Here is a 15,579-nt window from a genome sequence, read left to right as displayed (position 1 = left end):
GGCAACTTTTGAACAAAAAAATATAAGCTGGCTTCCAAATGATTCAAAAGCCGGAGATACATTTTTGACGAAATGCCGCCTGACCAGGGGTCCAAGCGGTCGAAAGTTTTGGTAGACCAACAAAGTTTCCCTTGAGCAACTTTCATCAGTATAGTATAAACCAATTTCAGAGTAAAGCTTTTTTTCTCGATATTTTTTGCAGAACAGACTTCAGCTCTTATTCTTCAAAATGCTGTAAACTAGAACTAAGAAAAGAATGGGGGAGATCGTGATGAAATTTTTCCATACAGCGGATTGGCATCTCGGGAAACTTGTGCAAGGCGTACATATGACGGACGGACAGCGCCACGTGCTCAGGCAGTTTCTGGACGCTGTCAAAGAAGAGAGGCCTGATGCTGTGATCATTGCAGGAGATCTATATGACCGTGCTGTCCCGCCAACGGAATCTGTGCAACTGCTTGACGAAGTGCTGCATGAATTGATTGTGGAATTGAACACACCTGTCCTGGCGATTGCCGGCAACCATGACAGCCCAGGCCGCTTGCATTTTGGCAGCGGGCTGATGCGCCAACAAGGCTTTTATATCGCGGGCAAATTAGATCCGGATGCCCAGCCTGTCGTTCTTCAGGATTCATTTGGGGAAGTCCATTTCCATCTCGTCCCTTACGCGGACCCGGCCGTCATCCGGCATATATATGAAGATGAGACAGTGACGGATTTCAATAGCGGGATGAAAGCAGTGCTGAAAAGGATGGAACTCGATCCGAATGCGCGACATGTTCTCATCGGCCATGCGTTTGTCACTCCTCACGGCGAGGAGGCGGATAATACGAGCGAATCGGAGAGGCCGCTCTCCATCGGGGGAGCTGAATATGTCTCGGCCGAATTGTTCTCATCCTTCCATTACACGGCGCTCGGCCATCTCCATCAGGCGCATAACGTCTGCAATGAGACAATCCGATATGCAGGATCGCCCATGAAGTACTCGATATCCGAAGAGCATCATAAAAAAGGATTTACAATCGTCGAGATGGGGGCTGATGGGACGGTTGAGATTGAAAAACGGCCGCTCTTCCCTAAACAGGATATGCGAACAGTCACAGGAACGATCGCGGAACTGCTGAAGCACGAGCCGAGTGACGATTTTGTGTTTGTGAAACTGCAGGATGAAGTGCCTGTTCTTATGCCGATGGAGAAAGTGCGGACCGTCTATCCTCATGCCATGCATGTTGAACGGGTCATCCTTCAAGCGGCGGCCGGTCTTGAATCAAGTGCGGTCCTGAAAGAAAAGCCGGGGGATCTGGAGTTATTCCGGATGTTCTATGAAGAGATGAAGGGCGAGGAAGCGGATGAAGAGACAGAGCGGATCTTTGCTGAGCTGCTGCGTGATGTCCTATATAAGGAGGAGGAAGGGCGATGAAGCCGATTACAGTCAAGATGACAGCGTTTGGACCGTATAAGGAAACGGAGCTGATTGATTTCACCGAGCTAGGGAATCATCGCCTGTTTGTTGTCTCAGGTGCAACGGGGGCTGGAAAGACGACGATTTTCGATGCCATCTGCTTCGCGTTGTATGGGCAAGCGAGCGGTGAAGACCGAACGGAAGTCCGGACGCTCCGAAGTGATTTTGCGGATGATGCTGTGCAGTCGGAGGTTGAGCTCGTATTCCAGGTGAAAGGCCATACATTCCGCATTATGCGTCAAATCCCGTATACGAAGGCGGGCAATAAGACGGAAACGGCGGCAAGGTGCGAATTCTTCGAGCGGACCCTTGCAGGTGAGGTGCCGTTTGTCGACAGGCAGATCGTCTCGGAGATTAACCGGAAAGTGGAGGAACTCATCGGTTTTACGCATGCGCAATTCAGCCAGATCGTCATGCTGCCGCAAGGGGAATTCAGGAAGTTCCTCACATCCGACACCGAAAATAAGGAAACGATCCTGCGGAAAATATTTCGGACCGAGCCGTACCGGGAACTCATTGAGCGCCTGAAAGCGAAACGGATGGAGTTGCATGCGAGCTGGGAAAATGAACGGGCGTCATTTGACCGGTTCATCCGGCAAATTCCTGAAGCGGTCCCCGTCCGGGAGTCAGATCTGTTTACAATCGTACAAGCCGAACACCCGAATCTTGAAAGATTGCTGACAGCGATGGGCGAGGAGGAGCTCTTTTATCTCGATTGCAGCGAAGAGGCGAAAAGCCGTTATGAGCTGGCCTATTCGGAGCATGCCAAGAAGCAGGCCGCATACGCAGAGGCAAAGGCGGTCAATGATAGATTTGCTGAACTAGAGGCAAAGAAAGCGACTTTATTACAGCTTGAGGAAAAGCGCCCATTGATGGCAATGGATGAAAAAAGGCTGCAGGATGCTGAACGGGCAGCCTCTATCCGGGAAACTGAACGCCACTATCAGGAACAAGCGGCAGATGCGGCTGGCAAGCAAGCAGCTTATAACAGGTCGGCCGAGGCTTTAGTGCAGGCAAAACGGCAATTTGACGAGGCATCAAAAGGGCTTGCCATGATGGAAGAACGAAAACCGGAGAAGGAAAATTTGGAACGGCTGCATAGGGAGCTTGAAAGCTATGTGCCGGCTGTCTTGGAAATAGAGCAGCGAAAAGCCGAAATCAATAGATTGACCAAAGTACTGGCAGATTCCAAAGACAAGCTGGATAAAGTGATTCAGCAGGAAGCCGCCAAGTCGGAAGATGCCTTGCATAGGCAAGCGAAAATCTACCAGATGGATAAGGAACTGCTGTCATTTGAAGAACAGGTTGATTCATTGCACAAGGTGAATTTGATCTGTTCCACGCTTGAAGACGCCGAGCGCATGAAACAGGAAGCAGTTAGAATGCGGCAGGAGGTGGAGCATAGCAGAGAACAGGCAGAAGCGAAGGCCGGCAGTTTCAGGGCTCTTGAACGGGAATGGATTGAAAACCAGGCCGCAGTTCTCGCCTCAACTCTTCATCCCGGTGATTCCTGCCCGGTGTGTGGCAGCACCGACCACCCGGTACTTGCGGAGCATACGAATGCCGCCGTTACGAAAGAACAGCTTGAAGATGCCCGCCGAAAGAAGGAAGAAGCGGCGGACCGGCACCGCAGCCTGCATGCCAAGGCGGAATCAGCCGGTGAATATTTGGCAGAAGTGGAACGGAAGATCGAAGAGATGCAGATCGACCGTCCTCTTACCGAGCTGAAGGCTGAACAAGCACGCTTGAAAGAGAGCATCGGCAGGCTAAGGAGCTTGCGCGAACAAATGCCAGAGCTGAAAAGCGCAGCGAGGAAAATCGCTGACGAACTGGAAGCTTTAAGAAGCCAGCAGGATGCGATGAAGCAGGACATGCTCAAGCATGAGTCGGCCATGGGAAAAGAGGAAGCGCTTTGCGGCCAGCTCATGGAGAAGGTGCCGGAAACATATCGAGATCAATCCCATCTCGCCGGAACAATCCGTTCGACAGAGCGAAAAAAGAACGATTTGGAAAATCAGTTTGCGGTGATACAAAAAAGATTTGAAGAAACGAAGGAATTGCTGACGAAGGCAGAATCGGCCGAACAGTTCACCAAGCAGTCCATGCAAGAGAGCATGACCAGGAAGGATGACGCCCGGCTGCGTTTTGATGAAGCGCTCCGAGATTCCGAATTCCTTGCAGAAGAGGAGTTCCGTGCCGCATATATGGAACCTGAAAAACGGAAAGCGCTGCGGGAATCGATTGATGGCTATAAACAAGATATCGCCATAGTGAATGAGATGATCAAATCACTTTCAGGGCAATTGGAAGGAAAGGCAAAGACGGTTCTGGAAGAGCTTGCCGGCCGCATCCAAGAACTGAAAAAGGATTATGAAGAAGCGCTTTCGCATAGCCATGCGGCAGAGACCCGTGGAGAGAAGTTGAAAGAGCTGAAGCGGAAAATAGAGAAATCATCCGGCGATATAGGGAAAATGGAACGGGAACTTGTGAAGGTGACGGATCTCTATGATATTTTAAGAGGGCAAAATGGGAAGAAGCTATCGTATGAGCGGTTTATACAAATCGACTATTTGGAACGGATCATCGCATCCGCCAATGTCCGGCTGCGGGAATTATCCGCCGGCCAGTTCGAACTGATGCGCAGCGGGCGGCAGGAAGCGCGCGGCAGGCAAAGCGGCCTCGGGCTTGATATTTATGATGCGTATACCGGCCAGAACCGGGACGTGAAGACATTATCAGGCGGGGAGAAATTCAATGCATCCCTGAGCCTTGCGCTAGGAATGGCGGATGTGATCCAAAGTTTCCAAGGGTCTGTCTCCATCGAAACGATGTTCATCGACGAAGGGTTCGGATCTCTCGACACCGAATCACTCCATAAGGCAATTGACACGCTGATCGATCTTCAACGTTCAGGCCGTCTCATCGGCGTTATCTCTCATGTGGAAGAACTTAAAGCATCTTTCCCGGCAATTCTGGAAGTGACTAAATTGAAGGAAGGGCATAGCCAGGCGGCCTTTAGAATTATATGATGAAAGTAAGGGAAGAACCTGTTTTTGGTTCTTCCCTGATTGTTTTTTACTAGCCGTCTCCGGTATATTTTCATTTATTTCTAGAAGATTCTAGTTACATCGATTTTTTATTGATTTTCATCGTAGCAGACGGTATGATGAGGGACGTTACTAGATTACGTATTCATTCCCAGTTGCATTTGGTTCAGGAGGCATCATCCGGTATGCAGAAAAAAATATCTTTTTCATCTAATGTTGTGATCGGAGTTATGCTGTTCGCCCTCTTTTTCGGGGCCGGAAATCTAATATTTCCAGCGGCGCTCGGCCAACAGGCGGGTTCTTCCCTATGGCCGGCCATCATCGGGTTTTTGATCACGGGTGTAGGATTGCCGTTTCTCGGCATCGTCGCCATGGGGTTTTCAGGAAGCAGCAACTTGCAGATGCTTGCCAGCCGTGTCCACCCCGTGTACGGCATCGTGTTCACTTCCTTGCTTTACTTGACGATCGGTCCGTTATTCGCGGCTCCGCGAACAGGGGCGGTCGCATATGACATAGGCATCTCCACATTCGTTCCGGACGGCTATGGAAAACTTGCTTTGTTTCTCTTCACACTCCTGTTTTTCGGGATTACATATCTATTGTCGCTGAATCCGGCAAAAATCGTCGATACGATCGGCAAATTCATGTCGCCTGTCATCATCGTCCTGCTGATCGTCCTTCTGTCCATGGCGGTTCTGAAACCGATGGGAACGATCAGTGCGCCAGAGCCGGAGTATGCGCAGCTTCCTTTCTTCCAAGGTTTCCTGGAAGGCTATAATACGATGGATGTCCTATCGTCACTTGTGTTCGGCATCATTATCATCAATGCCATCAAAGCGATTGGCGTGACAGACAGAAGGCAGATCCTCGGTGCTACCGCCAGAACCGGCATCATCGCGGCCGCTTTTTTGGCCATTCTCTATATCGGAATCGCGTATCTCGGTGCGACATCCAAGGAAGTCCTTGGCCTATATGAAACAGGCGGACCGGTGCTCAGCAATGCATCACTCCATTATTTCGGGACGTTCGGCTCTGTGCTGCTGGCCATCATCATCATCCTTGCCTGTTTGACGACAAGCACAGGTCTTGTTATCGCTTGTTCGGAATACTTCACAATGCTCTTGCCGAGGCTCAGCTATAAGATGCTCGTCACTGTGTTCACGTTATTCTGTTTCATTGTTTCCAACTTCGGTTTGGATAATATCATTACATATTCTTTTCCGGTGCTGATGTTCCTCTATCCGCTCGCAGTCGTGCTTATGCTGCTGACATTCGTTTCACCACTGTTCGGCCATGCTCGGATCGTCTACGCAAGCGCTATCGCAGTAGCCTTCCTGGTCGGCATCATCGACGGCATCGTTTCGCTCTATCACTCACTCAAGGTGCCGGACGAGGAATTTCCGGAATGGCTCCAGGCAGTCACCGGTCTTTATGAAAGGATCCTGCCCTTCTATTCAAATGGGCTTGGATGGATCGTGCCTGTCCTGATTGTCATCTTCATCACCGGCCTTATCGCTTTGAGCAATAGGAAATTTCATAATAACAATATATAAATAAACCTGGAAAAGGCGCCAACTGCCTCTTTCAGGTTTTTTTGTATCAATTGTAATATTCTAAATTGAATTTGTAACAGGAAATGAAGTGAATTGTAATCTGTTTGTAACGTGCTGCTGTTAATCTGTTCGTAGACTAAATCGCAAGGAGTAGAAAACTTGAGAAAACAAATTGTGACGCTCATTTTGGCAATACTCGTATTGACTGGCGGAACGACCGAAAGTTTTGCAGCTTCTTCAACGTACACAGTCAAACGAGGCGATTCGCTTTACTCGATCGCAAAAACACATCATGTGTCAGTCAGCCAGATTAAAAAATGGAACGGCTTAAAATCAAGCACAATCCACCCGAATCAGAAATTGAAAGTCGTAAACCCGAAAGCGGCTGGAAACAAGGTCGCCACGGCGAAGACATCTACGAAAACAACTAAGAAAACGCCATCCAGATCTAATTCAGACACAGTTGTCAAAGAATTTTACGTATCCGCCAGTGCTTACACTGCGAGCTGCAATGGCTGCTCAGGGATCACGTCAACCGGCATCAATCTGAAGAAGAATCCGGATCTTAAAGTGATTGCCGTCGATCCATCCGTCATCCCGCTAGGAACGAAAGTGCATGTGGAGGGTTATGGTTACGCGGTCGCGGCTGATAAAGGAAGCGCCATAAAAGGCAATAAGATTGATGTTTTCTTCCCGTCAAAAAGTGATGCATACGCGTGGGGAAGAAAAAAGGTGAAGATAAAAATATTAGATTGACAGCAAGCCGTCTTTCTCCGTAAAGGGAAAGGCGGCTTTTGTAATTTTCAAAAGATGGTGCGTTCCTTATTACTTCGTGCTAGACTTGAGGAAAATGGGAGATGGGGGAGAACGTTGGACAAACGACGGTTGATAATTGGATTGATCGCTATTCTCGCGATTCCAATCTATATTTGGATCGCTTACGTGGAAATTCCCGGGAAGGCGAAGGTCGGTGAGGAAAAACTGCAGCAAAGCCCGTTATCACATGATTTTGCAAATTCGCTGCCCTTCGAAAGTGATTATATGGGAGACGCCTCGAATATGGGCAACTTATTCCAGTCGTTGCCGCTTAGTGAGTATAAAACAGGAATAGAGCTGGATCCGTATCATTATTCTGCAGTGATCCACTACAATACTACTTGGAATGAAGAGTCGAAAAAAGTTTTCTTATACAATTCGACGGCTGCATTTGTTCTGATTCATAATCTGGGGACAGTTCACTTGGATTTTTCAGACAGGACGGTAAGTGCTTCCCGTGAGGACGTAGAGAAATGGTACGGCGATACATGGCAAGAGCTGAAGACCGCAGATGGATTTGCCAAGCATGTGCAGAAACCTTTGAAACAGGATGATATTGATGAATGGCTATTTACGTTCACGGAAGGGGAACAGGATTGATGGATATCTATATAATTACAGGGGCTTCAAAGGGCATCGGCAGTGAACTGCTGAAACAGCTAAGTAAAAGCGGGAGTCGTGTATTCGGGATGGCGCGGACCAATCCGGGTGCCGTAAAAGACTTCTTTACAATCGACTTGGAAGATACAGCATCACTCAGCCATGTGTTGAAAGAGATCATATCCAAGACACGGGAAGGGGCTTCCTCGTTCACATTGGTCAATAATGCGGGGACAGTGGAGCCGATCGGGCCGGCGGGTTCACTGGATCCGGAATTGATCGGGCGGGCGGTCAGCGTAAATCTGACAGCGCCGGTCGTCCTTGCCAACGAGTTCATAGCGGTACTCGCTGGATTCAGCGGACCGAAACGCATCATGAACATTTCATCAGGAGCCGGCCGAAACGCATATGAAGGGTGGGGCGTTTATTGCGCAACGAAGGCAGGCCTTGATCATTTCTCGCGTGTCGTCTCTATGGAGCAGCAGGCGGCAAGCTATCCGGTGAAGGTGGTCTCGATCGCTCCAGGCATCATCGACACAGGGATGCAGGAGACGATCCGTTCCAGCGAAGAGAAGGATTTCCCTCTTCTGTCGCGGTTTATTGATTATAAGGAAAAAGGGCTCCTGAGTTCAGCTGAGGAGACCGCGCGGAAACTGATCGATTTCATGCAAACAGAGTTTGATCGGCTGGATGGTGACCCGATCGCTGACATACGGAATTTTTGATAAAGAGAAAAACGCCCGCTTGTACTCAAGCATGGCGTTTTTCTTCATTTCCAGTCAGTCTCTTAAAATTCCTTGCTCTTCCACAAGACGGAGTTCGCTGAAATCCCTTACTTTCTCCAGTGCAATGAGGAAAGGCGGGTTGTTCCGGACGTTCAGCAGTTCGTAGCGGATGACATGCATGTCCGCCTGATGGATTTGTCTGACGAAGCTTAAGAGGGCATCCCGTTCTTCCTTTCCGCCTTCGTGGCCATCGTAAACAGAGATTGTGATAATGCCGCCTTTTTTCAGAAGAATGGCGAGTGCCTGTACAGCTTGGATCGTGGATTGTGGTTTTGTAATGATGGACAGATCCTCACCGTATGGAAGATAGCCGAGATTGAACATGGCGCCTCCGATCGGCTCGTTCACGTGGTCCGCTACGTTTGCATGGCTATCATGGATGAGTGTAACCCGGCTGCTCAGTTCACCGAGTCTCTCCTTTGTCTTCTCAAGTGCCGCTTTTTGTATGTCGAAGGCCGCAACATGCCCTTCCTGTCCGACGAGTTCAGCGAGGAATAGTGTATCGTTGCCGTTTCCAGCAGTCGCATCTACGACAGTATCCCCTTGTTCGACAATGCTTTTGATCAGTCTCTTTGCGTATGGCAGGACGCGGTGCAGCGTGATGGAGCTGTTCATATCAATTCCACTGCCTTTTCATAATATTTTCCTTGCCAGCTGCCGCGCCGTGCAAGTTCCCGGTCGATTCCGTTCAGAACATCCCATTTCGACGCGCTCCACATCGGGCCGATGAGCAGGTCGATCGGTCCGTCGCCCGTGATGCGGTGGATGATCATGTCCGGAGGCAAGATTTCCAGCTGATCTACGACAAGGGAGATATACTCGTCTTGGCCAAGGAATTCGAGCAGCCCTTTCTCATATTGCTTTACCATCGGCGTCCCTTTAAGCAAGTGGAGCAGGTGGATTTTGATCCCCTGTACATCAAGGGCTGCAACCTTTCGGACTGTTTCCATCATCATGCCATGATCTTCCCCCGGAAGGCCATTGATGATATGTGTGCAGACCCGGATGCCGCGATCGCGCAATTTGCGGACGCCATCTGTGAACGCCATGTAGTCATGCGCCCGGTTTACGAGCTTCGCAGTCTCTTCATGCACCGTCTGCAGGCCAAGTTCCACCCACAGGTAGGTCCTCTCGTTCAATTCGGCGAGATAGTCGACGACGTCATCGGGCAGGCAATCGGGACGCGTGGCGATCGACAGTCCGACTACACCTTCCTGCTGAAGGGCGGCTTCGAATTTATCTTTCAGGACGGGCAGCGGGGCGTGCGTGTTCGTATATGCCTGGAAATACGCCATATACTTGCCATTTTTCCATTTGCGGTGCATGGAAGCCAGAACTTCGGCAAATTGGTCGCCGATCGGTTTAGCGCGGTCCCCCGCGAAATCTCCCGAACCTGCCGCGCTGCAAAAAGTGCAGCCGCCATGGGCGACCGTGCCGTCGCGGTTCGGGCAGTCAAATCCTGCATCCAATGAAACTTTGAAGACTTTGCAGCCGAATTCATCCTTCAGGTGCCTCGACCATGTATGATACCGTTTTCCTTCTGAAGGGAACGGAAATAATTCCTTTTCCAAAGATGATCACTCCTTACGAAATAGATTGTACCATGAAGCATAATGTTTTCAGCGTTTCTGTCATGTAACTGTTGAAATAGGGTATAGGCGGATAATGGAGGCCAGAAATGCCTGCATGCTCTGAATTATGGAACATAGCGGGAATATCTTGCCGGCTTTCGTGAAAAAGCATACACTCAAACTATATTTTGACAGATTGGGGGTGGAGGAATGCCTAAAAAAGTGTGGCTGCTCGTCATTGGTATGTTCGTCAACGTCATCGGCAACTCGTTCCTTTGGCCGTTGAATACGATATATATGCACGATTACCTAGGGAAGTCGCTAGCTGTTGCGGGGCTTGTGCTGATGGCGAATTCAGGGGCGGGTGTCATCGGGAACCTGCTTGGCGGTTTCTTATTCGATAAAATCGGCGGGTATCGTTCCATCATGACCGGAATTTCCATCTCGGTCCTTGTCCTCGTCGGGCTCGTCTTTTGGCATGGCTGGTATCCGTACATCGTCTTCCTGACAATCCTCGGATTCAGCGGGGGAATCATTTTCCCGAGTATGTATGCAATGGTCGGCACCATCTGGCCGGAAGGCGGCCGGAAAGCGTTCAACTCGATTTATCTGGCGCAAAATGTCGGTGTAGCGATCGGTCCTGCGCTGGCGGGAGTTGTGGCCTCATTCCATATCGATTATATTTTTGGGGCGAACTTGGCATTTTATATCCTGTTCCTCTTCATCGCCTATTTCGGCTATAAGAAACTCACCATCGCGCCGGACCGGCATACGGACGTATTCCGTGAAACCGCACCGATCAAGAAAAAGGCGCCGTTCTATGCGTTGCTCATTCTGACAAGCGGTTATCTTCTTACATGGCTCGTCTACTCCCAATGGTCGACGACGATATCCACACATGCACTTTCTGTCGGTGTCTCCTTGACCCAATACAGCTCGATTTGGGCGTTGAACGGTGCGTTGATCGTACTTGGACAGCCGATCATCAAGCCGCTGATCAAAAAACTGGAGCATCAGCTGAAGACCCAGATGATCATCGGCCTGTCGATTTTCATCGTTTCATTCATTCTGGTCAGCTATGCGGGCACTTTCAAGATGTTCATCGCTTCGATGGTCATCCTGACATTCGGGGAAATGCTAGTCTGGCCGGCAATTCCAGCGCTTGCGAGCCAGCTGGCGCCGAAAGGGAAGGACGGTTTCTATCAAGGGATCGTCAACTCGACAGCCACGATCGGAAGGATGATCGGCCCTTTCGCTGGCGGGGTCCTAGTCGAGATGTACAATATGCACGCCATGCTGCTCATCCTGACGGCGTTCATGAGCATTTCCATCATTACAACGCTGCTATATGACCGGCCGATGAAATCTGCCGAAAATCCGAAACCGGAGAACCTGTAAACAGGGGCTCCGGTTTTTGCGCACCCTGAAATATTGCAACGTCCGAAATAGTTTGTTTTAATAGAATTGAGATGTATTTACAAAAAACGCTTGCGGAATAGGGGGATTTTATTCATGAAACCGATTTATCAAACCGCGAAGGAAGCGGTTTCACAGATCAAGGACGGCGCAACACTTATGGTTGGCGGCTTCGGGCTCGTCGGCATTCCCGAGCAGCTCATCTTGGCGCTAGTTGAATCCGGGGTGAAGGATCTGACAATCATCTCCAATAACTGCGGAGTTGACGATTGGGGGCTTGGTCTGCTGCTGAAAGAGAAGCAGATCAAGAAGATGATCGGCTCTTATGTTGGAGAGAACAAGGAGTTTGAACGCCAAGTGCTTTCAGGCGAGATTGAAGTCGAACTGACGCCGCAGGGGACGCTGGCAGAGAAGATCCGTGCAGGCGGTGCAGGCATTCCTGCATTCTACACCCCGGCCGGAGTCGGCACAAGCGTGGCGGAAGGGAAAGAGACACGCGTATTCGGCGGCAAGGAATACGTCCTTGAAGAGGCGCTGACTGCTGACTTCGCCCTTGTCCGTGCTGCAAAAGCGGATAAATTCGGCAACCTCATCTATAACAAGACGGCGCAGAATTTCAATCCGATGATGGCGGCGGCAGGCAGATTCACGATCGCTGAAGTCGAGGAGCTTGTCGAGACAGGAGACCTTGATCCAAATACGGTACACACACCTAGCATCTATGTGCAAGGCCTTCTGCAAGCGAAACAGGAAAAACGGATTGAGCGCCTGACAACTCGATAAGAAAGGGGAATGGGAACGATGACAGTCAATTACAGAGAACGCATTGCGCGCCGCGCAGAAAAGGAAATCAACGATGGAGACTATGTGAATCTTGGAATCGGCATGCCGACCCTTGTGGCGAACTATATTTCGGATGATAAAACGGTCGTCCTGCAATCCGAGAACGGGCTGCTCGGCATCGGGCCATATCCTACGAAAGATGAGGTCGATCCGGATCTCATCAATGCGGGAAAAGAGACGGTCACCGCTATTCCAGGTGCAGCGTATTTCAATAACGCCGAATCATTCGCAATGATTCGGGGCGGTCATATCGATGTGGCCATCCTTGGCGGCATGGAAGTTTCCGAAAAAGGGGATCTCGCCAACTGGATGATCCCCGGCAAAATGATCAAAGGGATGGGAGGCGCGATGGACCTTGTCCACGGCGCGAAGAAAATCATCGTCATCATGGATCATACCGCAAAAGACGGCACGCCGAAGATCCGGAAAGAATGTACGCTGCCGCTCACAGGCAAGGAGGTCGTCGATAAGATCATCACGGAGCGCGCACTGATCGAGGTGACACCGGATGGACTTGTCCTTAGGGAAGTGTTCGAAGGGTTCACGGTCCAGGATGTCGTGGATTCAACAGATGCAGAGCTGGATGTTTCCAGCGTTACACAGTAAACTGAAAAAGAAGTTGTACTTCCGCACGTTTTAGGGTACACTACAATAAAATATCCGTATCTATATGTTTGGCATTGAAGAGGAGCAGTAATCGAAGCGATCGGTTTAGAGAGCAGGCGGCCGGTGCAAGCCTGTACGATTCGACGATGAACTCGCCTCCGAGCCTGCACGGGTGAACTGACAGTAACCGGTGCCGCCACTCTGGCGTTACAGAGCGAGTGGGCGGAGCAATCCGCCAATGTGGGTGGCACCGCGGGAGCATATACGACTCTCGTCCCTTATGATGGCATAAGGGACGGGAGTTTTTTTATGTTCCCGCACTGTTTCCGGAGCTGTCCGGAATAAATGATGGAAGGAATGAATGCACGATGAGCTACAATCACTTGCAGATCGAAAAGAAATGGCAGCAATACTGGAATGACCATAAGACTTTCAAGACGGTGAATGATCCGTCGAAGCCGAAATTCTACGCGCTAGATATGTTCCCATATCCATCCGGCGCCGGCCTTCACGTCGGACATCCGCTCGGCTATATCGCGACGGATATCCTAAGCCAGTTCAAGCGTAAACAGGGATACAATGTACTTCATCCGATGGGCTGGGATGCGTTCGGACTTCCTGCTGAGCAGTACGCTCTTGATACAGGAAATGACCCGGCTGAATTCACGGCGAAAAATATTGCTACGTTCAAGCGCCAGATGAATGAGCTCGGCTTCTCATACGACTGGGACCGCGAGATCAATACGACAGATCCTGCTTACTACAAATGGACGCAATGGATCTTCATCCAGCTTTATAACCGCGGCCTCGCTTATGTTGACGAAGTGCCTGTCAACTGGTGCCCGGCTCTCGGCACGGTGCTTGCGAACGAAGAAGTCATCGACGGAAAATCGGAGCGCGGCGGCCATCCGGTCGAGCGCCGTCCGATGCGCCAGTGGGTGCTGAAAATTACGGAATATGCGGACCGCCTGCTTGAGGATCTAGACGACCTTGATTGGCCTGACAGCCTGAAAGACATGCAGCGGAACTGGATCGGCCGTTCGGAAGGCGCGCAACTGACATTCGATGTCGACGGCAAAGGGGTTTCATTCGAAGTATTTACAACGAGACCGGACACGATTTTCGGGGCGACCTACGCGGTGCTGGCGCCTGAGCATAAACTGGTCGAGCAGATTACGACAGAAGAGCAGAAGAGTGCAGTCGCAGCATATCTCGATAAAGTGAAATCAAAGAGCGATCTTGAACGGACGGACCTTGCGAAGGAGAAAACAGGCGTTTTCACCGGCGCCTATGCAATCAATCCGGCAAGCGGCGAGAAAATGCCGATCTGGATTGCCGACTACGTCCTCGCTTCCTATGGCACAGGCGCCATCATGGCGGTGCCGGCGCATGATGAGCGTGATTATGAATTCGCGAAGACTTTCGATTTGCCGATTGTCGAAGTAGTAGAAGGCGGCGACATCTCGAAAGAGGCTTATACCGGTGACGGCAAGCACATCAATTCGGGCTTCCTGGACGGATTGGATAAAGAGGAAGCGATCAGCAAAGCGATCGAATGGTTCGAAGAAAAGGGCAAAGGCGAACGGAAAATCACCTACCGTCTCCGTGACTGGCTGTTCTCCCGCCAGCGCTATTGGGGCGAGCCGATTCCGATCATCCACTGGGAAGACGGATCGATGACGACGGTCGATGAGTCAGAATTGCCGCTCATGCTGCCGAAGACATCGAACATCAAGCCGAGCGGAACTGGTGAATCGCCGCTTGCGAATATCGAGGAATGGGTGAACGTCGTCGACCCTGAAACAGGAATGAAAGGCCGCCGCGAGACGAATACGATGCCGCAATGGGCGGGCAGCTGCTGGTACTACCTCCGCTATATCGATCCGAAGAATGACGAAATGCTTGTCGATCCGGAACTAGCGGAACGCTGGCTTCCAGTCGACATTTATGTCGGCGGTGCAGAACACGCGGTGCTCCACTTGCTGTATGCCCGTTTCTGGCACAAAGTCCTCTATGACGTCGGTGTCGTGAAGACGAAAGAGCCATTCCAGAAGCTGTTCAACCAAGGGATGATCCTCGGAGAGGGCAATGAGAAGATGTCCAAATCGAAAGGAAATGTCGTCAATCCTGACGATATCGTCCATTCGCACGGCGCGGACTCCCTGCGTCTGTACGAAATGTTCATGGGGCCGCTCGACGCATCGAAAGCATGGTCGACAAATGGCCTCGATGGCGCACGCCGCTTCCTGGACCGGATTTGGCGCCTCCTTGTGAATGAAGACGGAACGCTCAGCAAGATCATTACAGACGAAACAGGCGGGCCGCTTGAAAAGGTTTATAACCAGACCGTGAAGAAAGTGACGGAAGACTATGAGGCGATGCATAACAACACCGCCATCTCGCAAATGATGGTCTTCATCAATGAAGCATACAAAGCGGACTCGATTCCAAAAGAATACGTCGAAGGCTTCGTCACGATGATTTCTCCGATCACTCCGCATTTCGCGGAAGAACTATGGGAGAAACTCGGCCATACGGATTCCATTACATATGCCGCTTGGCCGACATATGACGAATCGAAATTGACCGACGACACTGTCGAAATTGCCGTTCAAATCAACGGTAAGATCCGTGCGAAAATCAATGTGCCGAAAGATATTTCCAAGGAAGATCTGGAGCAGGCGGCGCTTGCGGATTCCGACGTGAAACAATGGACAGACGGAAAGGAATTGAAGAAAATCATTGCGATTCCTGGAAGACTTGTAAATATTGTCGCTGCCGATTGATCGGCTGCAAAAACCGCATGCGGGGAAACATTCTCCCGGCATGCGGTTTTTTTGTGGTCTGATCGTGAGTGCAGTAACAAGCAATCGGCATGCG

12 protein-coding genes and 1 other annotated feature are annotated in these 15,579 nt (G+C 50.5%); of the genes, 10 read left to right on the top strand and 2 right to left on the bottom strand.

Going from position 1 to position 15,579, the window contains the following annotated elements:
* Positions 1-271: 271 nt before the first annotated feature.
* The 6 genes from ACZ5FK_RS04800 (at position 272) to ACZ5FK_RS04775 (ending at position 8,203) form a co-directional block, all read left to right on the top strand.
* The gene (locus tag ACZ5FK_RS04800; RefSeq protein WP_464806772.1) at positions 272-1,420 is read left to right on the top strand and encodes an exonuclease SbcCD subunit D; all 1,149 of its coding nucleotides are present in this window, start codon (positions 272-274) and stop codon (positions 1,418-1,420) included.
* Positions 1,417-4,491, top strand: a complete 3,075-nt coding sequence (locus tag ACZ5FK_RS04795) for an AAA family ATPase (RefSeq protein WP_464806771.1) — start codon at positions 1,417-1,419, stop codon at positions 4,489-4,491. The genes ACZ5FK_RS04800 and ACZ5FK_RS04795 overlap by 4 nt, the downstream gene beginning before the upstream one ends.
* Before the next feature lie 203 nt (positions 4,492-4,694).
* Positions 4,695-6,062, top strand: coding sequence for a branched-chain amino acid transport system II carrier protein (brnQ, locus tag ACZ5FK_RS04790; RefSeq protein ID WP_464806770.1), 1,368 nt, complete (start codon positions 4,695-4,697; stop codon positions 6,060-6,062).
* Positions 6,063-6,221: 159 nt separating this feature from the next.
* Complete coding sequence (locus tag ACZ5FK_RS04785) at positions 6,222-6,818, top strand: 3D domain-containing protein (protein WP_464806769.1); 597 nt, start codon at positions 6,222-6,224, stop codon at positions 6,816-6,818.
* A 114-nt stretch (positions 6,819-6,932) separates the two neighbouring features.
* Positions 6,933-7,478 (top strand): DUF4825 domain-containing protein, encoded by a 546-nt coding sequence (locus tag ACZ5FK_RS04780; RefSeq protein WP_464806768.1) that lies wholly within the window; start codon positions 6,933-6,935, stop codon positions 7,476-7,478.
* Positions 7,478-8,203: an SDR family NAD(P)-dependent oxidoreductase gene (locus tag ACZ5FK_RS04775; RefSeq protein WP_464806767.1), complete on the top strand. Its 726-nt coding sequence runs from the start codon at positions 7,478-7,480 to the stop codon at positions 8,201-8,203. The genes ACZ5FK_RS04780 and ACZ5FK_RS04775 overlap by 1 nt, the downstream gene beginning before the upstream one ends.
* Positions 8,204-8,257: 54 nt before the next feature.
* On the opposite strand, the gene mnmM is transcribed toward ACZ5FK_RS04775, so the two are convergent.
* Both mnmM and mnmL read right to left on the bottom strand, forming a co-directional pair.
* Positions 8,258-8,878: a tRNA 5-(aminomethyl)-2-thiouridylate-methyltransferase MnmM gene (gene mnmM, locus ACZ5FK_RS04770; RefSeq protein WP_464806766.1), complete on the bottom strand. Its 621-nt coding sequence runs from the start codon at positions 8,876-8,878 to the stop codon at positions 8,258-8,260.
* Positions 8,875-9,834, bottom strand: coding sequence for a tRNA modification radical SAM protein MnmL/YtqA (gene mnmL, locus ACZ5FK_RS04765; RefSeq protein ID WP_464806765.1), 960 nt, complete (start codon positions 9,832-9,834; stop codon positions 8,875-8,877). Before mnmL ends, mnmM begins: the two co-directional genes overlap by 4 nt.
* A gap of 210 nt (positions 9,835-10,044) precedes the next feature.
* On the opposite strand from mnmL, the gene ACZ5FK_RS04760 reads away from it, so the two are divergent.
* The 4 genes from ACZ5FK_RS04760 to leuS all read left to right on the top strand — a co-directional run bounded on the left by ACZ5FK_RS04760 (position 10,045) and on the right by leuS (position 15,485).
* On the top strand, positions 10,045-11,232 hold the full coding sequence (locus tag ACZ5FK_RS04760; protein WP_464806764.1) for an MDR family MFS transporter: 1,188 nt from the start codon (positions 10,045-10,047) through the stop codon (positions 11,230-11,232).
* Between the two features lie 114 nt (positions 11,233-11,346).
* The gene (locus ACZ5FK_RS04755; protein ID WP_464806763.1) at positions 11,347-12,033 is read left to right on the top strand and encodes a CoA transferase subunit A; all 687 of its coding nucleotides are present in this window, start codon (positions 11,347-11,349) and stop codon (positions 12,031-12,033) included.
* 18 nt (positions 12,034-12,051) lie between these two features.
* The gene (locus ACZ5FK_RS04750) at positions 12,052-12,699 is read left to right on the top strand and encodes a 3-oxoacid CoA-transferase subunit B (RefSeq protein WP_464806762.1); all 648 of its coding nucleotides are present in this window, start codon (positions 12,052-12,054) and stop codon (positions 12,697-12,699) included.
* 65 nt (positions 12,700-12,764) lie between these two features.
* Positions 12,765-12,981, top strand: a binding site (T-box leader).
* Between the two features lie 86 nt (positions 12,982-13,067).
* Positions 13,068-15,485, top strand: a complete 2,418-nt coding sequence (gene leuS, locus ACZ5FK_RS04745; protein WP_464806761.1) for a leucine--tRNA ligase — start codon at positions 13,068-13,070, stop codon at positions 15,483-15,485.
* Positions 15,486-15,579: the final 94 nt, after the last annotated feature.

It is taken from the genome of Sporosarcina sp. GTC18466 (assembly GCF_055389225.1).
The sequence above is the reverse complement of the archived record's forward strand: the minus strand, read 5'-3'. Positions and strand labels throughout refer to the sequence as shown.